The organism is Streptomyces griseoluteus, from assembly GCF_004784465.1.
Taxonomy (GTDB): Bacteria; Actinomycetota; Actinomycetes; order Streptomycetales; family Streptomycetaceae; genus Streptomyces; species Streptomyces griseoluteus.
Genome location: NZ_SRRU01000001.1, coordinates 327,855 through 350,721, shown reverse-complemented (window position 1 = coordinate 350,721; position 22,867 = coordinate 327,855). Strand labels below are relative to the sequence as shown.

At 71.8% G+C, this 22,867-nt stretch carries 21 protein-coding genes and 1 pseudogene; 8 read left to right on the top strand and 14 right to left on the bottom strand.

Annotated features, from left to right (window positions below):
• Positions 1–28: 28 nt before the first annotated feature.
• From E5082_RS01785 to E5082_RS01765, 5 genes are all read right to left on the bottom strand, one after another.
• Positions 29–424: a cytidine deaminase gene (locus E5082_RS01785; RefSeq protein WP_086695517.1), complete on the bottom strand. Its 396-nt coding sequence runs from the start codon at positions 422–424 to the stop codon at positions 29–31.
• Positions 421–1,707 (bottom strand): ABC transporter permease, encoded by a 1,287-nt coding sequence (locus E5082_RS01780; protein ID WP_135789527.1) that lies wholly within the window; start codon positions 1,705–1,707, stop codon positions 421–423. Before E5082_RS01780 ends, E5082_RS01785 begins: the two co-directional genes overlap by 4 nt.
• Complete coding sequence (locus E5082_RS01775) at positions 1,707–2,834, bottom strand: ABC transporter permease (RefSeq protein WP_135789526.1); 1,128 nt, start codon at positions 2,832–2,834, stop codon at positions 1,707–1,709. Before E5082_RS01775 ends, E5082_RS01780 begins: the two co-directional genes overlap by 1 nt.
• Positions 2,831–4,357: an ABC transporter ATP-binding protein gene (locus E5082_RS01770; protein WP_229918907.1), complete on the bottom strand. Its 1,527-nt coding sequence runs from the start codon at positions 4,355–4,357 to the stop codon at positions 2,831–2,833. Before E5082_RS01770 ends, E5082_RS01775 begins: the two co-directional genes overlap by 4 nt.
• A 203-nt stretch (positions 4,358–4,560) precedes the next feature.
• Positions 4,561–5,610: a BMP family lipoprotein gene (locus E5082_RS01765; RefSeq protein ID WP_135789524.1), complete on the bottom strand. Its 1,050-nt coding sequence runs from the start codon at positions 5,608–5,610 to the stop codon at positions 4,561–4,563.
• Between the two features lie 247 nt (positions 5,611–5,857).
• Here E5082_RS01765 and E5082_RS01760 point away from each other — a divergent pair, with 247 nt between their 5' ends.
• Together E5082_RS01760 and E5082_RS01755 are read left to right on the top strand one after the other, a co-directional pair.
• Complete coding sequence (locus tag E5082_RS01760) at positions 5,858–6,313, top strand: hypothetical protein (protein ID WP_135789523.1); 456 nt, start codon at positions 5,858–5,860, stop codon at positions 6,311–6,313.
• A gap of 47 nt (positions 6,314–6,360) precedes the next feature.
• Positions 6,361–6,702, top strand: coding sequence for a hypothetical protein (locus E5082_RS01755; RefSeq protein WP_135789522.1), 342 nt, complete (start codon positions 6,361–6,363; stop codon positions 6,700–6,702).
• Positions 6,703–6,777: 75 nt separating this feature from the next.
• Here E5082_RS01755 and E5082_RS01750 read toward each other — a convergent pair whose 3' ends face one another.
• A complete protein-coding gene (locus E5082_RS01750) occupies positions 6,778–8,004 on the bottom strand; it encodes a M20 family metallopeptidase (RefSeq protein ID WP_135789521.1) in 1,227 nt (408 codons plus the stop codon).
• 233 nt (positions 8,005–8,237) lie between these two features.
• On the opposite strand from E5082_RS01750, the gene E5082_RS01745 reads away from it, so the two are divergent.
• A complete protein-coding gene (locus E5082_RS01745) occupies positions 8,238–8,888 on the top strand; it encodes a class I SAM-dependent DNA methyltransferase (RefSeq protein WP_135789520.1) in 651 nt (216 codons plus the stop codon).
• Between the two features lie 4 nt (positions 8,889–8,892).
• On the opposite strand, the gene E5082_RS01740 is transcribed toward E5082_RS01745, so the two are convergent.
• From E5082_RS01740 to E5082_RS01725, 4 genes are read right to left on the bottom strand one after another with little or no spacing between them, the layout of a single operon-like run.
• Positions 8,893–9,984, bottom strand: coding sequence for a hypothetical protein (locus tag E5082_RS01740; RefSeq protein ID WP_135789519.1), 1,092 nt, complete (start codon positions 9,982–9,984; stop codon positions 8,893–8,895).
• 45 nt (positions 9,985–10,029) lie between these two features.
• On the bottom strand, positions 10,030–10,968 hold the full coding sequence (locus tag E5082_RS01735) for an N-acetylneuraminate synthase family protein (protein ID WP_135789518.1): 939 nt from the start codon (positions 10,966–10,968) through the stop codon (positions 10,030–10,032).
• A gap of 11 nt (positions 10,969–10,979) precedes the next feature.
• Positions 10,980–12,233 (bottom strand): acylneuraminate cytidylyltransferase, encoded by a 1,254-nt coding sequence (locus tag E5082_RS01730; protein WP_135789517.1) that lies wholly within the window; start codon positions 12,231–12,233, stop codon positions 10,980–10,982.
• Positions 12,234–12,268: 35 nt separating this feature from the next.
• On the bottom strand, positions 12,269–13,603 hold the full coding sequence (locus E5082_RS01725; RefSeq protein WP_135789516.1) for a DUF6716 putative glycosyltransferase: 1,335 nt from the start codon (positions 13,601–13,603) through the stop codon (positions 12,269–12,271).
• Positions 13,604–13,801: 198 nt separating this feature from the next.
• On the opposite strand from E5082_RS01725, the gene E5082_RS01720 reads away from it, so the two are divergent.
• From E5082_RS01720 to E5082_RS32600, 4 genes and pseudogenes are all read left to right on the top strand, one after another.
• The gene (locus E5082_RS01720) at positions 13,802–14,779 is read left to right on the top strand and encodes a glycosyltransferase family 2 protein (protein ID WP_135789515.1); all 978 of its coding nucleotides are present in this window, start codon (positions 13,802–13,804) and stop codon (positions 14,777–14,779) included.
• Positions 14,776–16,110 carry an alpha-2,8-polysialyltransferase family protein gene (locus E5082_RS01715; protein WP_135789514.1) on the top strand — a complete coding sequence of 445 codons (1,335 nt, stop codon included), beginning with the start codon at positions 14,776–14,778 and terminating at the stop codon, positions 16,108–16,110. The genes E5082_RS01720 and E5082_RS01715 overlap by 4 nt, the downstream gene beginning before the upstream one ends.
• Positions 16,111–16,152: 42 nt before the next feature.
• On the top strand, positions 16,153–17,259 hold the full coding sequence (locus E5082_RS01710) for an acyltransferase family protein (RefSeq protein ID WP_229918901.1): 1,107 nt from the start codon (positions 16,153–16,155) through the stop codon (positions 17,257–17,259).
• Positions 17,260–17,281: 22 nt separating this feature from the next.
• Positions 17,282–17,636 (top strand): annotated as a pseudogene (locus tag E5082_RS32600) (pentachlorophenol monooxygenase); the annotation flags it as partial.
• Position 17,637: 1 nt separating this feature from the next.
• Here E5082_RS32600 and leuE read toward each other — a convergent pair.
• Entirely contained in the window at positions 17,638–18,291 is a 654-nt protein-coding gene (gene leuE, locus E5082_RS01700) for a leucine efflux protein LeuE (RefSeq protein ID WP_135789512.1), read from the bottom strand.
• Positions 18,292–18,323: 32 nt separating this feature from the next.
• On the bottom strand, positions 18,324–19,904 hold the full coding sequence (locus tag E5082_RS01695) for an acyl-CoA mutase large subunit family protein (RefSeq protein WP_135789511.1): 1,581 nt from the start codon (positions 19,902–19,904) through the stop codon (positions 18,324–18,326).
• 86 nt (positions 19,905–19,990) lie between these two features.
• On the opposite strand from E5082_RS01695, the gene E5082_RS01690 reads away from it, so the two are divergent.
• Positions 19,991–20,776 (top strand): L,D-transpeptidase family protein, encoded by a 786-nt coding sequence (locus tag E5082_RS01690; RefSeq protein ID WP_135789510.1) that lies wholly within the window; start codon positions 19,991–19,993, stop codon positions 20,774–20,776.
• Positions 20,777–20,874: 98 nt separating this feature from the next.
• Here E5082_RS01690 and E5082_RS01685 read toward each other — a convergent pair whose 3' ends face one another.
• Both E5082_RS01685 and E5082_RS01680 read right to left on the bottom strand, forming a co-directional pair.
• Positions 20,875–21,900 (bottom strand): extensin, encoded by a 1,026-nt coding sequence (locus tag E5082_RS01685; RefSeq protein WP_135789509.1) that lies wholly within the window; start codon positions 21,898–21,900, stop codon positions 20,875–20,877.
• Positions 21,900–22,562 (bottom strand): RNA polymerase sigma factor, encoded by a 663-nt coding sequence (locus E5082_RS01680; protein WP_135789508.1) that lies wholly within the window; start codon positions 22,560–22,562, stop codon positions 21,900–21,902. Before E5082_RS01680 ends, E5082_RS01685 begins: the two co-directional genes overlap by 1 nt.
• Positions 22,563–22,867: the final 305 nt, after the last annotated feature.

The following is a 22,867-nucleotide window of genomic DNA, read 5'->3' as shown; positions in this document are numbered from 1 at the left end:
GCGGATCGGGCAGGGGGGCCGCACGGACTTACTTGGTGAGATGGTCCGGGCCGAAGGCCTGCGGAAGCATCTCGGAGAGCGGGAGGACGCCCTCGGGGGTGTCCAGCAGCAGCGAGGGCCCGCCGAACTCGTACAGGAGCTGGCGGCAGCGGCCGCACGGCACGAGGAGGGCGCCGGTGCCGTCCACACAGGTGAAGTGTGTCAGCCGCCCGCCGCCGGTGCGCTGGAGGTGCGAGACCAGCCCGCACTCGGCGCACAGGCCGATCCCGTAGGAGGCGTTCTCCACGTTGCAGCCGGTGACCGTGCGGCCGTCGTCGACCTGGGCGGCCACACCGACCGGATAGCCCGAGTAGGGGGCGTAGGCGTGGGCCATGGCCTCGCGGGCCTCGGCGCGCAGCGCCTCCCAGTCGAACGCGGTGGTCACTTGCCCTGCCCCTTCCGGTACCGCATGCCGTCCGCCTTCGGCATCCGCAGCCGCTGCGCGGACAGCGACAGCACCAGCAGCGTGACGACGTACGGGGTGGCGCCGACGAAGTCGCTCGGGACCTCGTCGGTGAACAGGTACCAGGCCAGGACCAGGACGGCCATGACCGCGCTGATCACGCCCTGCCAGAGCGCCTTGCGGTACAGCTTCCAGCCCGCGAGGGCGGCGAGCAGCACGACCAGCAGGAGCAGCAGGGCGTGCACGGTGACACCGCCGTTGCGGAGCTGGAGGGCGTCGGAGTAACCGAACAGGGCGGCGCCCATGGCCAGGCCACCGGGCCGCCAGTTGCCGAAGATCATCGCCGCGAGGCCGATGTAACCGCGGCCACCGGTCTGGCCCTCCAGGTACGTGTGCGAGGTGACCAGCGCGAGGAAGGCGCCGCCGAGTCCGGCGAGACCGCCGGAGATGGCGACGGCCGCGTACTTGTACTGGTACACGTTCACGCCGAGCGACTCCGCCGCGACCGGGTTCTCGCCGCAGGAGCGCAGGCGCAGGCCGAACGAGGTCCGCCACAGCACCCACCAGCTGCCCACGAAGAGCAGCACGGCGAGGATCGTCACCACGGACACGTCGGTGACGATACCGCCCAGAATGCCCGCGATGTCGGAGACGAGGAACCAGTGGTGTTGCTCGACCGAGTGCAGCGCGTCGGAGAGGCCGGGCACCGTGACGTCACCGAGCGAGTTCACCGGCGGGGACTGCTTCGGGTTGCCGCCCGCCTCGGCGGCCGTTCCCTCGGCGAAGAACAGCTTGGCGAGGTACTGGGTGGCGCCCAGCGCGAGCAGGTTGATCGCCACACCGGAGACGATGTGGTCGACCCCGAAGGTCACCGTGGCGACCGCGTGCACCAGACCGCCGAGGACGCCGAAGCCGATGCCGCACAGCAGGCCGAGCCAGGGGCTGGACTGCCAGCCGATCCAGCCCGCGCCGAAGGTGCCGAGGATCATCATGCCCTCGAGGCCGATGTTGACCACGCCGGCCCGCTCGGACCACAGACCGGCCAGACCGGCGAGGCCGATCGGCACGGCGAGCCCGAGAGCGGCGTTGACCTGGCCCTCGGAGGTGAGCTGGTTGGCCCCGGTGATGACCCGGACCACGGCCACGAGCAGCAGCGCGCCGCCGACGATCAGAAGAATCTTCGCGAGCGAACGGCCCGCCGGCCGGGCGGCGTCGTCCGCCTTGGGCGCCGCGGGCGGCGGCGCGTCCGTCATCGTGGCGGTCATCACGCCACCTCCTGCATCTCGGTGGGGGCGGCGGCGCGGGCGGCCAGCTCGGCGCCGACGCGCTGCTGCTGGCGCTTGAGGCCGTAGCGGCGCACGACCTCGTAGGCGATCACGACGCACAGGACGATGACGCCCTGGATCACGCCGAGGATCTCCTTGTCGTAGCCCTGGAACTCCAGGTGGTTGGTGGTGCGCTCCAGGAAGCCCCACAGAAGGGCGCCCAGCGCGATGCCCACCGGGTTGTTGCGGCCCAGCAGCGCGATGGCGATGCCGGTGAAGCCGATGCCCGCCGGGAAGTCGTTGCTGAACTGGTGGCTGTCGTTGAGCAGGGTCGGCATGCCGATGAGACCGGCGACCGCACCGGAGATGATCATGCTGGTGGCGATCATCTTCTTCACGCCCACACCGCTCGCGGCGGCTGCCGTCTCGGACTGGCCGACGGTGCGGAGGTCGAAGCCGAACCGGGTGCGGCCGAGCACGAACCAGTAGCCGATGCCGACGATCACCGCGACGACTATGAAGCCCCACAGGACGCCCGCCGGGCCGGTGTCGATCTGGAAGAACCAGGAGGACTCCGGCAGCGGCTTGGTGGAGACCAGGGTGCCGGCCTTGTCGAGCTGGCCGAGCTGGCTGGGCTGGAGGAGGTAGCCGATGATCGCGGTGGCGATCGAGTTCAGCATGATCGTGGCGATGACCTCGCTGACACCGCGGGTCACCTTGAGGATGCCGGCGATGGCCGCCCACAGGGCGCCGGTCACCATGGCGGCCAGGATGATCAGCGGGATGGCGAGCCAGCCAGGCACGGTCAGCGCGCCGCCGAGGACGGCGGCGACGAACGCGGCGAGGCGGTACTGGCCGTCGACACCGATGTTGAACAGGTTCATGCGGAAGCCGATGGCCACCGCGACACCCGCGAGGTAGTACGTCGTCGCCTTGTTCAGGATGTAGACCTGGCTGTCGGAGGCGAAGCCGTACGTCACCATGTCGCTGAACGCGGCGCCAGGGCTCTTGCCGGTGGCCAGGATCACCAGGGCGGTGACCAGGAGGGCCGCGACGATGGCCAGCAGCGGCGCCGCGATGCCGAGGAGCAGCCGCTCCTTGTCGATCCGTGAGGTCAGCTTGTTCATCGGGCGTCGTCCTCTGTGTGCTCCAGGTGGCCGGAGGCCGCTCCCGTCATGGCGGAGCCCAGCTCCTCGGGCGTGATCGTGCGGGGGTCGGCGTCGGCGACCAGGCGGCCGCGGTACATCACCCGCAGGGTGTCGGAGAGACCGATCAGCTCGTCCAGGTCGGCGGAGATCAGCAGGACCGCGAGTCCGTCGCGACGGGCCGCGCGGATGTAGTCCCAGATCGCTGCCTGTGCGCCGACGTCCACGCCGCGGGTGGGGTGGGCGGCGATGAGCAGCTTGGGGCTGTGGCTCATCTCGCGGCCGACGATCAGCTTCTGCTGGTTGCCGCCGGACAGCGAGGCCGCGGTGACGTCGATGCCCGGGGTGCGCACGTCGTAGTCGGCGACGATGCGCTCGGTGTCGGTGCGGGCGGCCTTCGGGTCCAGCAGGCCCCGGCGGGAGTTGGGGCGCTCGGTGACATGGCCGAGGATGCGGTTCTCCCACAGCGGCGCCTCGAGCAGCAGGCCGTGGCGGTGGCGGTCCTCGGGGATGTAGCCGATGCCGGCCTCGCGGCGGCGGCGGGTGGGGACGTGGCTGACGTCGGCGCCGTCGAGCGTGACCGTGCCGGCGTCCGGGTCGCGCATGCCCATGATCGCCTCGACCAGCTCGGACTGGCCGTTGCCCTCCACACCGGCGATGCCCAGGACCTCGCCCTTGTGGATGGTGAAGGAGATCTCGTCGAGGATGACGCGCTCGATGCCGTCCAGGTCGGTCTGGGCCAGGTGCAGCCCGTCGACCTCCAGGAGAGCGATGTCCGTGACCGTGGACTCCTCGGTCTCGGGCGTGGGCAGTTCGCTGCCGACCATCAGCTCGGCGAGCTGCTTCGGCGTGGTGGTGCTCGGCTCGGCGGTGCCGACCGTGGTGCCGCGCCGGATGACGGTGATCTCGTCGGCGACCGACAGCACCTCGCCCAGCTTGTGCGAGATGAAGATGACGGTCAGGCCCTCGGCCTTCAGCTCCCGCAGGTTGTCGAAGAGGGCGTCGACCTCCTGGGGCACCAGCACGGCCGTCGGCTCGTCCAGGATCAGGGTCTTGGCGCCGCGGTAGAGGACCTTGAGGATCTCCACGCGCTGGCGGTCGGCGACACCGAGCTGCTCCACGAGCACGTCGGGGCGGACGCCGAGGCCGTACGCGTCGGAGATCTCCCTGATCCGCTTGCGGGCCTTGCCGCCGATGCCGTGCAGCTTCTCCGCGCCGAGGACGACGTTCTCCAGCACGGTGAGGTTGTCGGCGAGCATGAAGTGCTGGTGCACCATGCCGATGCCGCGCGCGATGGCGTCACCGGGGGTGCTGAAGACGACCTGTTCACCGTGGATGGTGATGGTGCCCTCGTCCGGCTGCTGCATGCCGTAGAGGATCTTCATCAGGGTGGACTTGCCGGCGCCGTTCTCACCGCACAGGGCGTGGACGGTGCCCGCGCGGACGGTGATGTCGATGTCGCGGTTGGCCACGACGCCGGGGAAACGCTTGGTGATGCCGCGCAGTTCGACGGCAGCGGGAGGGCTGGACGCGTTGATGGCGCACTCTCCTCGGGGAAGGGGGATGCGGGGGAGGGAGGGCAGGCGTCGGCGACGCTAGCGCGGCAACTCGGTACTACACGCGTAGAGTTGACACATTGTTATGGCCCGGCGGGGAGCGCGCTCACGGCACCCCCACGCCGAGCCTGGGTCCTTGAGGACCCGTCAGATCACGGGGTGGTCTTGACCTTGATGGAGCCGTCGACGATCTTCTTCTTCGCGGCGTCCAGCTTGGGCTGGATGTCCTTGGTGAAGCCACCGCTGGTGGACAGCGACACGCCATCCTCCTTCAGCGAGTAGGCGTGGACGCCCGTCAGAGGCTTGCCCTCCTTCACCGACTTGACCAAGTCATAGACGCCAAGGTCGACGTTCTTGATCACAGAGGTCAGGATCGAGCTCTTGAACGCCGCCAGACCCGGCACGTTGTACTGGTCCGAGTCGACGCCGATCGCCCAGGCACCCTTTGCGCCATGGACGGCCTCGATCGCACCGTTGCCGGACGAGCCCGCGGCCGTGTAGATGACATCGGCCCCTTGGTCGAGCATGCCCTGCGCGGCCTCCTTGCCCTTGTCCGGGCTGGAGAAGCCGGACAGGTCGGTACCGTGACTCAGGTACTGCTTCTCGACCTTGACCTTCGGGTTGGTGTCAAGGACACCCTGAACGAAGCCGGCTTCGAACTTCTTGATCAGCGGCGTGTCGACACCGCCGACGAAACCGACGTTGCCCTTCTTCGTCTTCAGTGCGGCGGCGACACCGGCCAGGTACGAGCCCTGCTCCTCGGTGAAGGTGATGCTGTCCACGTTCTTGGCATCCACGGCGGAGTCGACGATACCGAAGGTGGTCTTCGGGAACTTGACCGCGACCTTGCTCATCGAGCGAGCGTAGGAGAAGCCAACGCCGATCACGGGGTTGTAGCCGGCCTGAGCGAGATCCGAGAGGCGCTGCTCGCGGTCGGCCTCGGTGTCCGAGGTCTTCGCGGTCAGCTCCTTGATGGAACCGTTGAACTCATCCTTGGCCTTGTCGGCACCCCGCGCGGCGGAGTCGTTGAACGACTGGTCGCCACGGCCGCCGACATCGAAGGCGAGGCCGATCTTGGTTCCCTTGTCACCGGAACCCGACGAGCCCTCATTGTCAGAGGACGTGCTGCCGCACGCGGTGGCGGAGAGTGCGAGAGCTGCGGTGGCTATACACGCAGCGGAAAGCTTGGCTACCCGGCGCAAGGGAGGCTCCTTCAACCTGACCTAAGCGCCACTTCCGGCGCTGGTTTCGCCGCATCGTAACGCGCGTAGATGCCCGATACAGCCCCCTTCCGAAGCTGTTATCGATTTGACGCGAACGGTTCTTGACGATCAGGTGCCGGCCCGGGCGCGGACGGCAGGGCCAGGTGCGCCGTCCGCACCACCCCGGCGCGCCCGGCGGGGGAGCCAGGGGCGCCCGCCGGAGCGCGATCAGAGCCGACATATTTAGATGAATCTCCCCATCGAAGGAAATGGCGGCCATATTCGCGCCTCTATTCCAGTAAGCGGAATACGTAATTCCTATTGCCAGCGCTTTACGAAGCTGATAGAAATTCTTTGCCCAAAGCAGATCGCTCACGGGGGACAAATGAAAAACAGAGTTCGTGTGGTTTCGGGCCTCGCTTTCGCGATGCTGGCCGGAAGCTTCATTTCCGCACCGAACGCGTCGGCGGCCGGCGACTGCAACACATGGAAAAGCAGCAGCGCTCCTTGGACCGGTTATGCCTACTGCAGCAAAATGGGCATCACCGACAAGTTCCGCGTCAAGGTGACCTGCATGGGGCCTGACGGCAAGACGTGGGTCGCCTACGGGCCGTGGACGGGCAACACCGGGACGTCGAAGAAGAAGTGCGCCGACGACCCGAACATCGGCGTCTACAAGGTAGGCATCTCGTTCGACCACTGACCGTCAGGAGCGGGGGTCACCCCGACAGGCCACACAGAAGAGGAACGATGAAGAAGCTGCTTTCCCTGGCGACAGGAATCGGTGTCGCGCTGTCCATCGGCATGCTGCCCAACGCGTCCGCGGCGACCGCGGCGGAGACGGGCGTGCAGAAGGCCGATTGCGATGTCTGGAAGTCGAGCAAGGCGCCCTGGACCGGGTACGCGCGGTGCACGGGAATGCTCCCGCTCGTGGAACGCGTGCAAGTGAAGGTCATCTGCATGGGCCCCGACGGTAAGCAGTGGACCCTCTACGGTCCCGGCAAGGGCAACGGGGAGACGTCCAGCAAGAAGTGCGCCGACGACCCGAACATCGGCGTCTACAAGGTCGGGGCTTACGTCTACCGCATCTGACCCAGGGGTAAAAGTGGGCGGCACCCGGTCTCGACGGGTGCCGCCCTCTTGCTGTGCCCTCCCGGCAGGGCCGGGTCAGACCTCGGGGCACTCCATCAGGGCCGCCGCGGTGAAGAGTTCGACGCCGACGGTGATCGCGTTCTCGTCGGCGTCGAAGTCACCCTGGTGCAGATCGCGTACGGTCCGCTCACCGGGGCGGCGGACGCCGAGGCGTGCCATGGCGCCGGGGACGTGCTCCAGGTACCAGGAGAAGTCCTCGCCGCCGAGGCTCTGCTCGGTGCTCTCCACCGAGTCCAGCCCGCAGCGGGCGACCATGGCGCGGCGCAGCAGCTCGGCGGACTCCCGGTCGTTGACCACCGGCGGCACCCCGCGCACGTAGGTGATCTCCGACTTGGCGCCGTGCAGGGTGGCGACCTCGTCGATGGCGGCGTGCACGATGTCGGGCGCGTCCCGCCAGGCGTCCAGGTCCAGGCAGCGGACGGTGCCGGAGAGCTCGGCGTGCTGCGGGATGACGTTGGCCGCGTGGCCCGACTCGATACGGCCCCAGGTCAGGGCGAGTCCGCTGCGGGTGTCGACACGGCGGGCGATCAGCGCGGGCACGTCGGTGGCGACACGGGCGGCGGCGGTGACCAGGTCGGTGGTCAGGTGCGGCCGGGCGGTGTGGCCGCCGGGGCCGTCCAGGGCCACGTCGAGCCGGTCGCAGGCGCTGGTGATCGGGCCGTGCCTCAGGCCGATCCGGCCGCACTCCACCCTGGGGTCGCAGTGCAGGGCGAGGATGCGGCTGACGCCTTCGAGGGCGCCGTCGGCGATGGCGGTCAGGGCGCCGCCGGGGAGCTGCTCCTCGGCGGGCTGGAAGATCAGCCGCACCGGGCGGCACAGCAGGCCCTGCGCGTGCAGCGCGGCGAGGACCAGGCCGGCGCCGAGCACGACGGTGGTGTGCACGTCGTGGCCGCAGGCGTGGGCGCGGTCGGGCACGGTGGACCGGTAGGCGCAGTCCTTGGTGTCCGGGATGGGCAGCGCGTCGATGTCCGCGCGCAGGGCCAGCAGCGGCAAGCCGGAGCGCTCGCCCTCGGTGTGCCCGATGTCGCAGATGAGCCCGGTTCCGGTGACCAGGACGCGGGGCTTGAGGCCCGCCCGCTCCAGCCGCTCCTTGATGGCGGCGGTGGTGCGGAACTCCTGGTTGCCCAGCTCGGGGTGCATGTGCAGGTCGCGGCGGAAGGCTACGAGCTCGGCGTGCAGTGACTCGCTGAGCGCGCCGGGGAGCACAGCACCGGGGAGGTCGGCCACGGTCTCTCGGGTCATCAATCGGTTCACCCTCTGAAGGGTAGGACGCCCGGACGGTCAACTGACCCTCGATCAACAAAAGTTAAGCCCGTTGGAGGGAAGAAAACTTGACCGGCGGACGCATGGCGGCGGACTGGGTTGGGTAAAACCTTTCTTTCTCCCTCCACGGATACCACGCCCGCCGCCCCGGCGCTCGGTTTGTCCATGGACCGGACCCGCGCGGCGCGGCGGCGCCGGTAGGGTGCGGCGGCGTGACCGACAGCAACGCGGACTTCCTGCACACCACCCGCTCGTCCTACGACGCCATCGCCAAGGAGTACGCCGAACGGTTCCCCTCGGGCCTCCCCCACCCCCTGGACCGCGCCCTGATCAGCGCTTTCGCCGAGCTCGTCAAGGAGAACGGCCCGGCGCCGGTGGCAGACCTGGGCAGTGGGCCGGGGTACGTCACCGCCCTGCTGGACAGCCTGGGCGTGCCGGTGTTCGGGGTGGACCTCTCCCCCGCGATGGTCACTCTGGCCCGGGAGGCCCATCCGCGTCTGCGCTTCCACGTGGGCTCGATGACCGAGCTGGACCTCCCGGACGCCACCCTCGGCGGCATCCTGGCCCTCTACTCCACGATCCACGTACCGGACGGCACCCTCCCGCGCGCCTTCGCCGAGTTCCACCGCACGCTGCGCCCCGGCGCGCCGGTCCTGCTGGCCTTCCAGACCGGCGAGGCCGACCACCTGCACCTGACGGAACGCTTCGGCCACGAGATCGACCTGGACTACTACCTGCGCTCCCCGGCCGCGATCGCCGCCGGCCTCACGGAGGCGGGCCTGACCCTGGTCGCGTCCGTGGTCCGCGAGCCGCAGGGCGAGGAGACGCGGGCGCGGGGGTTCGTACTGGCGCGGAAGGACTGACCTTTCAGGTCCCCGGCACCACCGTGGTCAGCCGGTGCGTGTCGCGGGCCGTGCCCGTCACGCCGGAGAGGAAGCCCTGGGCGCGGGGCGAGGCGTGGGCGGTGAGCCAGGCGGGGTCTATGTCGCAGACGGCCACGCGGACGCCGGTGCCCTTCAGGGCGAGGGGCAGGGTGTGGACGACCGTGGAGGGGAAGCTCAGCACGGTGCTGCCGATCGGGCCCCGGCGGGCGATCAGCTCCAGGGGGAGGTCGGGGCGGACGATCTCCAGGCCGGTCTCGACGGCCAGCCGGTGCAGCTTCGGGGTGCTCTCGCGGCGGTGGGCGAAGTACCGGGTGGCGCCGTGGGCCTTCGCCAGGGCCTGGACGGCCGCGAGGTAGCGGCCGGCGTCGACCACGCCGGTCTCCACCAGGGAGGTGCCGACCAGGTCGGCGCTCTTCGTCACGCGGGGCGGGCCGAAGCGGGCGCGGGTCCAGGCGAACTCGTTGGCGGTGACCGTGACGCCGTCCGGGGTCTCGGTCACCGGCATCGCGGAGAAGACCTCCACCCGCCGGCCGCCGCTCGGGGTGAGCCGGCGCCGGGCGGTGGCGGAGACCGGGGCGAAGAGCAGGTCACGGGGACCGGGCGGACCGCCCTTGCGGTGCCAGCGCACCAGGCGTTCCCCGCGGGCCAGCTGGGCGACGAACTCCATGGTGGCGGTGCCGTCGTCCACCACGACCAGCTCGGGCGCCCGGGTGATGGTGAGCAGGAGCTGTACGTAGCGGGAGAAGGGGTCGCCCATGACGATCCGGCCGGCCCGCCGGAGCGCCCCGGCCAGCGCGCCGACGGTCTGGAACGGGGCGCTCGCGCCGCCCCGCGCCTCTTCCCAGCGCACCTCGTACCCCTCGTCCCGGGCGAGGTCGGCCATGCGGCGCAGCTGGCCCCGGGTCATGGGGTCGGTGGGGGCCAGCACGACGAGCGTCAGCTCCGCCCCGGCCCCCTCGCGCGCCGGCACCCCGACCGCGTGGGCCCACTCCAGTACGTTCAGCAGTTGCACCGGGCTCTCCACGAAGGCGAGCGTGCGGGCAGGGGGGCCGGGGTGTCCGGCGCGAGGGCTCATGGGGGGTTGTGACCGTCCCGTCGTAGAGCAGTCGGGGGAGTCGGGTCAGACCGTGACCGGCTCGCCCGCGGCGGCGGCGATCTCCGCCTCGGCGACCACACCGGAGACCCGGCGCAGCTTCTTCATCGGGCCCAGCTCGGAGTTGTAGACCTTCTTGACGCCGTCGCCGAGGGACGCCTCGATGGCGCGGATGTCGCGGACCAGGCGGATCAGGCCCTGCGGCTCGACGGAGGCGGCCTGGTCGGAGCCCCACATGGCGCGGTCCAGGGTGATGTGGCGCTCGACGAAGACGGCGCCGAGGGCGACGGCGGCCAGCGTGGTCTGCAGGCCCGTCTCGTGGCCGGAGTAGCCGATCGGGACGTTCGGGAACTCCTTCTCCAGCGTGTTGATCACACGGAGGTTCAGCTCCTCGGCCTTGGCCGGGTAGGTGGAGGTGGCGTGGCAGAGCAGGATGTTCTCCGAGCCCAGCACCTCGACCGCGTGGCGGATCTGCTTCGGGGTGGACATGCCGGTGGAGAGGATCACCGTGCGGCCGGTGGCGCGCAGGGCGCGCAGCAGCTCGTCGTCGGTGAGGGAGGCGGAGGCGACCTTGTGGGCGGGGACGTCGAACTTCTCCAGGAAGGCGACGGCCTCGGTGTCCCACGGGGAGGCGAACCAGTCGATCCCCTTCTCCTTGCAGTACGCGTCGATCTCGCGGTACTCGTCCTCGCCGAACTCCACACGGTGGCGGTAGTCGATGTAGGTCATCCGGCCCCAGGGGGTGTCGCGCTCGATGTCCCACTGGTCGCGCGGGGTGCAGATCTCCGGGGTGCGCTTCTGGAACTTCACGGCGTCGCAGCCGGCCTCGGCGGCGGCGTCGATCAGCTTGAAGGCGTTCTCCAGCTCACCGTTGTGGTTGATGCCGATCTCGCCGGTGATGTAGACGGGACGGCCGGGGCCGGCCTCGCGGGAACCGAAGCTGCGCAGGCGGGAGTTGGTGCTCATCAGGGTGTTCCTTACTTGCTGTGGGACGTGGGGACGGGGTGGGGAGGGGTGTCGAGGGAGGGTCCGAGGAGCCAGCCCGCGATCTCCCGGACGGCGCCGTATCCGCCGGGGACGGTGGTGACGGCGCGGGCGGCGCCGCGTACGGCGTCGTGGGCGTCGGCGACCGCGACGGGCCAGCCGACGAGGGCGAGGCAGGGCAGGTCGTTGACGTCGTTGCCGGCGTAGAGCACCCGCTCGGGGGCGATGCCCTGCTCCTCGCACCACTGCTTGAGGGCGAGGTCCTTGCGGTCGATGCCGTGCAGCACCGGCAGCCGGAGCTTGCGGGCGCGGGCGGCGACGACGGGGTTCTGCTCGGTGGACAGGATCAGCGTCGGCACCCCGGCGCGGCGCAGCGCGGCGACGCCGAGCCCGTCACCCCGGTGCACGGAGACGAACTCCCGCCCGTCCGTGTCGATCAGCACCCGGTCGTCGGTCTGGGTGCCGTCGAAGTCGAGGACGACGGCGTCGACGTCGTCGAGGGTGGGCAGCGCGCCCGCCGGGACGGTGTCGAGCAGCGGGGCCAGGGCGCGGGCGCGGGCCAGGTCGTGCGGGTCGTCGATCTCCAGCACGCGGGCCGGGTCGGTGCGGACCAGCTCGGTGCGGCCGAAGAAGCGGTGGCCGTGGGCGCGGAAGCCGGTCACGTCCATCGCATAGGCGGCGCCCGTCTCCAGCAGGTCCTGCGGGCGGTCCTGGCGGCGGGGACGTACGGCCTTGTCGTGGTTGACGCCGAAGCCGCCGGGCTGGTCGGAATCGCCGTCGCGCCAGACGAAGCCGTGGAACGGGGCGACGGTGACGGCGGTGTCGGCGCCGTCGCGGACGACCGCCTCGGCGACCCGGCCGATGTCGTCCGCGAGCAGGAAGGGGCTGGTGCACTGCACGAGCAGCACCACGTCGACGGCCGCCCGGGCGCGCTCCTCGAAGGCGTCCAGGGCGTGCAGGACGGCGGCCTCGGAGGTGGCGGTGTCGCCGGCGATGGCGGCGGGCCGGGTGACGACCTCGGCGCCGGCCGCGCGGGCCGCGGCGGCCACGGCCGCGTCGTCGGTGGAGACGACGACGTCGGTGACGGCGGGGGCGGCCAGACAGGCGCGCACCGCGCGGGCCACCAGCGGGACGCCGCCCACGGGGGCGAGGTTCTTGGCCGGCACCCCCTTGGAGCCGCCGCGCGCCGGGATCACGGCGAGCACCCGGCGCGGCGGGTCGCCCGGATCGGCGGGCCAGTGGGTCATGGGGTCAGCTCCTTGAGAGGAAGAAGGTGCGGTACTCACAGCTCGCCCATCCGCCGGATCACCGGGGCGACCCGCTGGACGCCGTGCCGGTACGCGCCTCGGGCGGCCCGGCGCACGATCTGCCGGACGGGTCCGGCCTCCGCGCGGGTGGCGGGGCTGCCGGGCAGCGGGGCGCCGTCGGGGCCGAGGTGGTGGCGGGCGAGGATGCCGGGCAGATAGCCGGGCGCGGTCCCGGGGGTGTAGTAGGGCTCCAGCGGCGGCAGCGCGCCGGACCTCTCCAGCAGGGTGGCGATCCGGGCGCGGGCCGCGTCGAAGGCGCCCTCGTACGAACCGTCCCCGGCGGCGACCCCCTGCCGGGCCAGCCACGTGGGGTCCGGCTCCGGCCGGTGCCCGGCGTCCAGCCGGTCCCAGGAGGTGAGGCACCCGGAGCCCAGGAAGTGGTGGTTGCCCAGCGCCTCCCGCACCCCGAGGTCGGTCAGCACGGCCGTCGGAATGCGCCGGTGCAGGGACTCCAGGGCCGCGGTGGAGCTGACGGTCACCAGGAGGTCGGTCCGGTCCAGCACCTCGCCCATGTGCCCGTACACCAGACGGAGGTTGGCCGGCAGCTCCCGCCCCCGCACCAGCTTCTGGTACGGCAGCTCCTCGATGTGCGTGGTGTGTTCACCGGGCTTGGAGCGCAGCTTGAGCAGCACCTCGCGCTCGGGGTGCCGCCGGGCGTGGGCGATGAGCCGGTCCAGCAGGTAGGTCCGGTCAGCGCGGTTCTCCGGTACGGAGGGCTGCGCGGCGAACGTCACGGTGCAGGGCCCCCGCCCCTGATCCGCGGAGGGCGCCCTTTCACCCGCGTACGCCTCCCCGCCGAGGAACGGCAGCGCCACCTCGGTGACCGCCCCGGCGTCCGCCCCGACCCCCTCGTACACCGCGCGGAACCGGTCGGCGTCCTGGGCCGAGTTGGCGAGGACCAGGTCGGCGCCGTGCCGCAGCAGCAGGCCGTCGGCGAGCTTCTCGTAGACGACACCGACGTAACCGGTGACGACGACCGGGCGTGGACCGCTCCCCCAGGCGTGCTTCAGGCCGTGCAGCATGGCCTGCACCCCGCCGCCGACCAGCGCGAGGACCAGGATGTCGTAGGACTCCCCGGTCATGGCGCGCAGGAACTCGGCGCCGGTGACCTCGCGGAGCGAGTCGGCGGTGGCGCCGGTCTCCGCGAGCTGGCGGGGTGTCGGGGTGGCCCGGCCCCGCAGGAGGTAGCCGTCGAGCCGTCCGGCAGCGGCGGGAGCGATACGGCGCGCGGTGAGCGCGCCCCACTTCCACCGGGTGTCGGAATCGGCGAGGACGGCGATCCGCGGGGACTTCGTTGCACTTGCTGGCACGCAGAGGACGCTAGGAAGCGATTCGTAGCCCCGGCCCAACCCGAACTCAACAAACGGTTAACAGCACATCGACGAATGGGGATTCGGGCCCGGATCAGGCTCGGGGAAAACCCGGTTCACGGCTTCGCCACGCGTCGTTCACCCGGTATCAAGGCGAGCGTCGACACGAATGCCGGGCCCCGCCCTAACGTCCTCGGCGTGGTCAAGCTCTCGGTCATCGTGCCGTTCTACAACGTGCAGCAATACGCGCCGGACACATTGAGGAGTCTTCGTGCGAACGCGCGGGACGATTACGAGTTCATTCTCGTGGACGACTGTTCCCGCGACGGGACACCGGACATCCTCGAGCGCGCCGAACGCGAACTGCCGGGCGCCGTCGTCGTCCGGCACGAGCGCAACGGCGGCCTGGCGACCGCCCGCAACACCGGTCTGGACCGGGCGCGCGGCGAGTACCTGACGTTCCTCGACGGCGACGACTGGCTCGCCCCCGGCTACTACGACCAGCTGGTCGCGCGCATGGACGACCTGGGGTGCGACTTCCTGCGCACCGACCATGTCCAGTGCACCGCGCGGGCCCGGTCGGTGCACCGGGTGCCGCACGGCCGGCGCGATGTCGTCCTGGACCCGAGGGCGGCCATCCTGCCCGCGGACCGGTCGACGTCGGTGGACTACGCGTACGCCTGGGCCGGGATCTACCACCGGCGGCTCGCGGATCGGGGGCTGCTGCACTTCACGGACGGGCTGCGCACGGCGGAGGACCGGCCGTGGATCTGGCGCCTGCACCGGGAGGCGGAGTCGTTCGCCGTGGTCGGGCTGCTCGGCGTCTTCTACCGGCGCGGGGTCGCCTCCTCGCTGACCCAGATCGGCGATGTCCGCCAGCTCGATTTCCTGCGCGCCTTCGACCAGGTCATAGCGGAAACAGCCGCCGACCGGGATGCGAAGGAACTGCTGCCCAAGGCCGTGCGCACCTATTGCGCGATCATTTCCCACCATCTGGGAAGCATCGAAAGGTTCGAGCCCCCGGTGGCGAGAAAACTGAAATCCCTGAGCGCGGCCGCCCTCAGGCGCATGCCGCAGGACGTGCTGAACGAGGCGCTGGACTCGATGGACCTCGCCCGCGCCACCCGGCTGCGCCGGCTGCGCCGCCGCCCCTCCCCCGCCGGGGCCGCCGCGTGACCACCCAGATCTTCCAGGCGTCCACGCTGTACGGCGTGGCCACGCTGGCCGCCGCCCTGGACTCCGGCTGTTTCGCCCCCGCCGACCGGCGCCTGCTGCTGGTCTGCAACAACGCGGCGACCCCGGAGACCACGCCCCCGCTGGACGAGATGCCCGGCTTCGAGCGGCTGCGGGACCGGTTCGACGACGTGCTGTCCTACAACGAGACCATCCACCCCTTCCACCCCGGCGGCTGGCTGCCCCGCGTGGACGACATGCCGCTGTGGCAGCGGTACTTCCGCCACGAGTGGCGGCTCGGGGACGGACCGGTCGAGTTGGCGGTCGAGTCGATCCAGGTCAGCCCGTCGCTGGCGCTCGCGCAGATCTTCACCGGCGCCCCGGTCACGGTCTACGCCGACGGCCTGATGAGCTACGGCCCCACCCGCAACAAGATCGACCCGCTGGTCGGCACCCGCGTGGACCGGCTGCTCCACCTCGACCTCGTACCGGGCCTTCAGCCCTTGCTGCTCACCGAGTTCGGGGTGCCGGCCGAGATGGTGCCGACCGCCGCCTTCACCAAGGTGCTGGCGGAACTCGCGGTCACGGGCGACAAGTTGCCCGCCATCGAGGAACCCGCGCTGCTGCTGGGCCAGTACCTCTCCGCGCTGGACATCCTCACCCCGGACGAGGAGGAGGCGCTGCACGTCCGCATGCTGCGCGGCGCGGTGCAACTGGGCCACACCCGCCTGGTGTTCAAGCCGCATCCCACCGCACCGGCCCGCTACGCCCGCACCCTGGAGGAGGAGGCGGAGCGGCTCGGGGCCGACCTCACGGTGCTGGACACCCCGGTGCTGGCCGAGGTGCTGTACCAGCGGATGCGCCCGGCGCTGGTCGTCGGCTGCTTCTCCACCGCCCTGCTGACCGCCGCCACGCTGTACGGCCTGCCCGTGGCGCGGGCCGGCACCGGCACCCTGCTGGAGCGGCTCGCCCCGTACGAGAACAGCAACCGGGTGCCGGTCACCGTGGTCGACGCGCTGCTGCCCGAGCTGGGCGACCGGGCGGCCGTCACCGAGGGGCGGCGCGGCATGGAGGCCGCCGAACTGGGCGAGCTGGTGCGCGCGGTGGGCTTCGCCATGCAGCCGAAGATCCTGCCCGGACTGCGCGCCGACGTGGAGGGCTTCCTCGCCCGGCACCTGGACCCGGCCACCCTGCGCTACTTCAAGCGCCGCCGGCTGACCGTGCTGGGGCTGCCCGGCGGGGTGCCCGCGCAGCTCGCGTTCATCCCGCGCAACGCCACCGTCCGCCGGGTGGCCCGCCGCGCTCGCGGCCTGCGCCGGACCGCCCGCGGCTGAACCACCCTGCTACCGACCGATTCGATGCCAAGGACTGTGCAGATGACCGCCACCTCGCCGCCGGCCGCGCCCGCCGGCCTCTCCCAGCCGGTCGCCACCGGGGCGCGGGGGCGGCTGCTCGCCCTGGACGGGCTGCGGCTCGTGGCCGCGCTGATGGTGTGCATGTACCACTACACCGGGCGCGGCGGGACGATATCGGAGTCCTGGCACCAGAGCCCGTCCGAGGTCTTCCCCTGGCTCTCCCAGATCACCCCCTACGGCTGTCTGGGCGTGCAGTTCTTCTTCGTGATCAGCGGTTTCGTGATCTGCATGAGCGGCTGGGGCCGTACGCCCGGCGACTTCTTCCGCTCCCGTGTGGCCCGTCTCTACCCCGCCTACTGGGTGGCGCTGGTGCTGGTCACCGGGGCGGCCTTCGTGCTGCCGGTGGTGGTGCACCCGGTGCGGGCGGACGAGTTCCTGGTCAACCTGACCATGCTCCAGCAGCCGATGGGCGCCTCTCGGATACTCGGCGTCTGCTGGACGCTCTGGGTGGAGGTCCGGTTCTACGCGCTGTTCGCCCTGTTCGTTGTGTGGCGCGGGGCGACCTACCGGCGCGTGGTGCTGTTCGCCTGCGTCTGGACGCTGGCCTCCGCGATCTCCACCACCGCGGGCAACGCCCTCACCGACGCCCTCGTCATGCCGGAGTACGCGCCGTTCTTCACCGGCGGACTCGCGCTGTACCTGGTCCACCGCTTCGGCGGCAGCCCGCTGCTGTGGGGGCTGGTGGCGATGTCCTGGCTGCTCGGGCAGAGCGCGGCCGTGCGCGGGCTGTGGCATCCGGGGGCGCACGGCGACTTCACCCGGCACCCGGTGGTGATCGTCGCCGTGGTCACGCTGGCCTTCGCCTCGGTGGCGGCCGTGGCGCTGGGCTGGACCCGGTGGGCGTCCTGGCCGTGGCTGGTGACGGCGGGCGCGCTGACCTACCCGTTCTACCTGGTGCACGAGCACCTGGGCTGGTTCGCGGTCCGGGTGCTGCACCGGGGGCTGGGCCTCGGGGCGTGGCCGACGCTCGGGCTGACGGTGACGGGGATGCTGGCGCTGGCGTGGCTGCTGCACCGGTTCGTGGAGAAGCCGTTCGGGCCCCGGCTGCGCCGGGCGCTCAAGAGCTGACGTCAGCGGATGCCGTACGTCCATGCTGGACCTCCCCACGGGGGTGCACCGGGGCGAGGTCCAGCGGGGGCAGGCGACGGTCCAACTCGGCCTGGGCCACCGGGCGTCGGCCCTCAGCGTGGACACCCCGGCTGGAGCCCGCGGGGATACGGGCGGGCGACCGCGCCCCGGACGGCACGGTGGACGGCGTCCGCCTCTTCGACGCCTTCCGGGGCCCGCACTGGACCCTGCTGGGCGCCGAACTCCCCGGCGTGCGCTCCCTGCCGGCCGCGTACGGCCCCGGCGTCTTCCTGATCCGCCCCGACGGTTACGTCGGCTGGGCGGGCGACTCGGCCGAGGGACTCGGCAGCCACCTCGCCCGCGTCGGCCTGGCCTGAACTAGCCTGCGGCCAGCGACAGCTTCACCGCGAAGCCGAGGAAGAGCACCCCGGCGGCCGAGGTGGCCGTCGCCGACAGCCGCCTGCGGCGGCGGAACGCGGCGGCCAGCTTGGTGCCGCCGAAGATCAGGGCACTGAGGTAGAGGAAGCTGGCCGCCTGCGCGAAGGCCCCGAGGACGACGAAGGACAGCGCCGGGTAGGCGTAGGCCGGGTCCACGAACTGCACGAAGAAGGCCACGAAGAACAGGATCGCCTTCGGGTTGAACAGGCTGACCACCAGCGCCCGCCGGAACGGCCGCTCGGCCTCCGGCCCCTCCTCGGCGGTGGCCTCCGCCACGGCCGGCGCCCGCCGGGTCCGCCACATCTGCCAGGCGGCCCGCAGCATCCCGATCGCCAGCCAGGTCAGATAGCCGGCCCCGGCGTACTTCACGATCCCGAACAGCACGGCGTTGGCCTGCAGCAGCGAGGCCACCCCCGCCGCGGACAACGTCATCAGCACGGTGTCCCCGCACCACACCCCGGCAGCCGCGGTGTACCCCGGCCTGACCCCCCTCCGGGCGGCCACGGACAGCACGTACAGGGAATTGGGCCCCGGAAGCAGAATGATGAGCAGCAGCCCGGCCAGGTAGGCGGGCAGATCAATGACGCCGAACATGGATGCGAGTGTCGCACGCCGGCACCGGTGGCTCAGCGGGCGTCCGGGGGCTGATACGTGCCCCACACCGAGCGCAGCGTGTCGCAGACCTCGCCCAGGGTGGCCTCGGCGCGGAGGGCGCGTTTCATGGGTGGGAGGACGTTGGCGCTGCCCTCGGCGGCCGCGCGGAGGGCGAGGAGGGCCGCGTCGGCGGTGCGGGTGTCGCGGCGGGCCCGCAGGCGGGCGAGGCGTTCGCGCTGGCGGGTCTCCAGGGCGGGGTCCACCCGGAGCGGGGCGTAGGGCTCCTCCTCGTCGAGGCGGAAGCGGTTCACCCCGACCACCACCCGCTCCCCGGCCTCCGTCTCGCGGGCGATCCGGTACGCGTTCCGCTCGATCTCGCCCTTCTGGTACCCGAGTTCGATGGCCGCCTCCGCCCCGCCCAGCTCCTCGACCCGGCGCAGCAGCCCCAGCGCGGCCCGCTCCACGTCGTCGGTGAGCCGCTCCACCGCGTACGACCCGGCGAAGGGGTCGACGGTCGCGGTCAGGTCGGTCTCGTGGGCGAGGATCTGCTGGGTGCGCAGGGCGAGGCGGGCGCTCTTGTCGGTGGGCAGCGCGATGGCCTCGTCGAAGGCGTTGGTGTGCAGGGACTGGGTGCCGCCGAGGACCGCCGCGAGCGCCTGCACGGTGACCCGGACGAGGTTCGCCTCCGGCTGCTGGGCGGTGAGCTGGACCCCGGCCGTCTGGGTGTGGAAGCGCAGCATCCACGACCTCGGGTCCCGCGCCCCGAACTCCTCCCGCATGATCCGGGCCCACATCCGGCGCGCGGCACGGAACTTGGCGACCTCCTCCAGCAGGGTCGTACGCGCCACGAAGAAGAAGGACAGGCGGGGCCCGAAGTCGTCCACGTCCATGCCGGCCGCGAGCGCCGCGCGGACGTAGGCGACCGCGTCCGCCAGCGTGAACGCGATCTCCTGCGCGGGCGAGGCTCCGGCCTCGGCCATGTGGTAGCCGGAGACGGAGATGGTGTTCCACCGCGGCAGGGCGGCGGCGCAGTACGCGAAGAGGTCGGCGGTCAGCCGGAGGGAGGGGCGGGGCGGGAAGATGTAGGTGCCGCGCGCGATGTACTCCTTGAGGATGTCGTTCTGGACGGTGCCGGTCAGACGGTCGCCGGGTATCCCCCGCTCCTCGGCCACCAGCTCGTACAGGAGCAGCAGTACGGCCGCCGGGGCGTTGATCGTCATCGAGGTGGAGACCCGGTCCAGCGGAATCCCGTCGAACAGCTCCCGCATGTCCTCGATCGAGTCCACCGCCACCCCGACCCGGCCGACCTCGCCGCGCACGAGGGGCGCGTCGGAGTCGTACCCCATCTGGGTCGGCAGGTCGAAGGCGACCGAGAGGCCGGTGACGCCGTGGGCGATCAGGTCGCGGTAGCGGGCGCCCGACTCGGCGGCGGTGCCGAAGCCGGCGTACTGGCGCATGGTCCAGGGGCGGCCGGTGTACATGGTCGGGTACACGCCACGGGTGTAGGGGTACGCGCCCGGTTCGCCCAGCTCGGTGGCGGGGTCCCAGCCGGTCAGTGCCTCGGGGCCGTAGACCGGCTCGACGGGCGTGCCCGACTCCGACTCTCGCGCCATGGCTGCCTCCGGAATCCGGGAGGGTCGGTCGCCTTCCACGATGCCTCGTTGTTCGGCGGCGGGCGCGCGGGGGAAGCATCCTCGGCATGAGGATTCCGGGGAGAACCGTCGCCCTGTTCGCCTCGGCCGCCGCCCTCGCCGTGGCGCTCGGGGGGTGCAAGCCACCGCCGGAGGGGGCCGACGGGAAGCCGCAGTACCCGGTCCACTTCGACACGCCGTCCGCCCGGCCCCACACCACGACGGGGGCCCTGTTCTCGCGCGGGGACAGCGGGACCGGCGTGCGGGAGCTGCAGGCCCGGCTCCGGCAGGTGCAGTGGCTGAACGACGGGCCGACCGGGGAGTACGACGACCTCACCGAGCAGGCGGTGAGCGGCTTCCAGGGCAAGCGGGGGCTCCCCCGTACGGGCCGCGTGGACAACGTCACCTGGCAGCGGCTGCTGGCGATGACGCACCGGCCGGGCCAGTGGGAGCTGTATCTGATGGGCGGCCAGCCCGCCGCCGCGCCCGACCCGCGCTGTCTGACCGGGCGGGTGCTGTGCGTGAGCAAGACCAGCCGGACCCTGCGCTGGATGATCGACGGCCGCACGCTCACCACGGTCTCGGTCCGCTTCGGCTCGCAGTACACGCCGACCCGCGAGGGTGTGTTCAGCATCTACTGGAAGTCCCGGCACCATGTGTCGACGCTCTACGACTCCCCGATGCCGTACGCCATGTTCTTCAGCGGCGGCCAGGCGATCCACTACTCCTACGACTTCGCGGCGCACGGGTACGCGGGCGGTTCGCACGGGTGCGTGAACGTGCGGGACGAGGGGGCGATCGCGTCGCTCTTCGCGCAGGTGCGGAACGGGGACCGGGTGGTGGTGTACCGGTGAGCGGGTTCCAGCGGTGAAATGGGGGCGCGGGCGGGACCGGGGGAACGTGTCCCGCCCGCGCCGATGCACGAGCCTTGGGGTACGGGGGGAACCCCAGCTCAGTGCGACGGCCGATGACCAGTCGGCTCACTCAGTACTGCGCCGTCGCCTCCAGAAACGTCACACCTTTCCGAAACAATTTTTCGGAAGTGACAAAGGACCAGGTCAGAAGGGGCCTGGCGGGTCGACGGGAGGTCGAGGCGGAGACGCGGGCGGGGGGTGCGGCTGTCGTCGTCGCCCTGGTTGTCGTCGTGCCGGCCGCCGCTCCCGCCCTCGTCGCCCCTGCCGTCCGCGCCCGGGTGGTCAGGGGTGCGGCCGTTCACCTCGGCGGCGCCGAGCAGGGCGCGGCAGTAGACCTTGACCCGCGTCGGGCCGCCCGCGAGGCCCTCCAGGGTCCGCCGGTTCCCGGTGTCCGGCTCCCGGCCTTCCCGCAGGTCGCGGCAGGCTGTGGCGGCGGCCCACCAGCGGGCGCCGGGGCGGCGCGAGGGCTCGGCGGAGGAGGGCTGGTCCGTGGCCTTGCCGGTGCTCGCGGCTTCGTCGTCCGACGCGTCGGGTGCCGGTGCGCGCGGGGTCACGTCCGGGGTGCCCGAGGTGCCCGGCGAGGAGGGCGGGGACGCCGGTTCGCCGGGCCGGGCCGGGCTCGCCGCGGCGGAGAGGGAGGCACCGGGGCGGGGGGCGTCGTGCCGGAACGGGCCGGGCAGCACCCCGCTCCCCGCGGCCACCGCGACCCCGCCCAGCGTGCCCGCGGCCAGCGCGGCGGCGAGGCCCAGCCGGACGGGCCGGCCCCAGCGGGAGCGGCGGGTACGGGATGCGCGGGCGCCGATGCGGACGAGGCCGGCGTCGCCGTACCCGTACGCGCTCCCGGCGGGCACGGCAGCCCGGCCGTCCCGGAACGCGGCCAACGCGGCCTTCTCGCCGGGTAGTTCACCGAGCGCGGGGGCACCCTGGGCGGCCAGGGCGCCGAGCAGTCCGGCGAGCCGGTCGGCGGGGACGCGCGCGTCGGCGTCGACGGTTTCCAACGGCTCACCGCGCAGCAGACGTTCCGACGTCTCACCGTCCAGCCACTTGTCGTGCTCGTCGGCCATCACATGTCCTTCTGCGTCCGCGTACGCGTATGCGTCACACTCGCGGACCGCACCGCGCCACCGCGCGGCGTTCGCTGGGGCGGGAGCGCGTCGAGCCCTCCCGTCGATTCCGGATCGGCGCCGAGGAGTTCGGCCAGCCGCTTCAGCCCCCGGTGCGCGGCGGTACGGACGGCGCCCGCGCGCTTGCCGAGCGTCTCGGCGGCGGTCTTGGCGTCGAGACCGACCACCACGCGCAGTACGACGGCCTCGGCCTGGTCCTGCGGGAGCCGGGCGATGAGGGAGAGGGTGCCGTCGGTGGTCAGGGCCTCGATGGCCTCACCGGCGGTGTCCGACTCGGCGGCTCTGCCGGTCAGTTCCGTCTCGTCGCCGCCTATCAGGGGGCGGCGGCCGCGCATCCGTATGTGGTCCAGGGCGCGGTTGCGGGCTATCCGCGCGGCCCAGCCGCGGAAGCGGTCGGCGTCGCCGCTGAACCGGTCGAGGTCGCGCGCGATCTGGAGCCACGCCTCGGACGTGACGTCCTCGGCCTCCAAGTCGCCCACCAGCGTGCGCACATAGCCCAGCAGCCGTGGATGCACCGCGCGGTACACCGTACGGAACGCGGTCTCGTCCCCCGCCTGGGCCGCGCGCACCGCGGCCGTCAACTCCGCGTCGTCCCCCTGCACCGCACTCCCTTTACGCCCGTCACTCGGTCGGCGCGAAAGGCACGTTACGGCCTGAAACCGCTGCTCGTCCATGTCTGTGGAAGATGCAACTGACTCGTGACACGCCCAGGTGTGACATATGACGCGGCCATGACGCAGAACAACATGACGGACCGCCCGCGGTCCGCACCACGCAACGGCCGGGGTCTCTCCTGTGGGGGGTGGCGACCCCGGCCGTTGCTCTGACCGCCGGCCCTCCGGCCCAGGCGCCCCGCGAGCGCTGACATGCACCCCTACCGGCGCGCGCGTAGCGTGGCAGAAACGCG

Coding starts and splice junctions, on each gene's coding strand:
- E5082_RS01780 (WP_135789527.1), bottom strand. CDS start 1,707: ATGACCGCCACGATGACGGACGCGCCGCCGCCCGCGGCGCCCAAGGCG.
- E5082_RS01775 (WP_135789526.1), bottom strand. CDS start 2,834: ATGAACAAGCTGACCTCACGGATCGACAAGGAGCGGCTGCTCCTCGGC.
- E5082_RS01760 (WP_135789523.1), top strand. CDS start 5,858: ATGAATCTCCCCATCGAAGGAAATGGCGGCCATATTCGCGCCTCTATT.
- E5082_RS01755 (WP_135789522.1), top strand. CDS start 6,361: ATGAAGAAGCTGCTTTCCCTGGCGACAGGAATCGGTGTCGCGCTGTCC.
- E5082_RS01750 (WP_135789521.1), bottom strand. CDS start 8,004: ATGACCCGAGAGACCGTGGCCGACCTCCCCGGTGCTGTGCTCCCCGGC.
- E5082_RS01740 (WP_135789519.1), bottom strand. CDS start 9,984: ATGAGCCCTCGCGCCGGACACCCCGGCCCCCCTGCCCGCACGCTCGCC.
- E5082_RS01735 (WP_135789518.1), bottom strand. CDS start 10,968: ATGAGCACCAACTCCCGCCTGCGCAGCTTCGGTTCCCGCGAGGCCGGC.
- E5082_RS01730 (WP_135789517.1), bottom strand. CDS start 12,233: ATGACCCACTGGCCCGCCGATCCGGGCGACCCGCCGCGCCGGGTGCTC.
- E5082_RS01710 (WP_229918901.1), top strand. CDS start 16,153: ATGACCGCCACCTCGCCGCCGGCCGCGCCCGCCGGCCTCTCCCAGCCG.
- leuE (WP_135789512.1), bottom strand. CDS start 18,291: ATGTTCGGCGTCATTGATCTGCCCGCCTACCTGGCCGGGCTGCTGCTC.
- E5082_RS01695 (WP_135789511.1), bottom strand. CDS start 19,904: ATGGCGCGAGAGTCGGAGTCGGGCACGCCCGTCGAGCCGGTCTACGGC.
- E5082_RS01690 (WP_135789510.1), top strand. CDS start 19,991: ATGAGGATTCCGGGGAGAACCGTCGCCCTGTTCGCCTCGGCCGCCGCC.
- E5082_RS01685 (WP_135789509.1), bottom strand. CDS start 21,900: ATGGCCGACGAGCACGACAAGTGGCTGGACGGTGAGACGTCGGAACGT.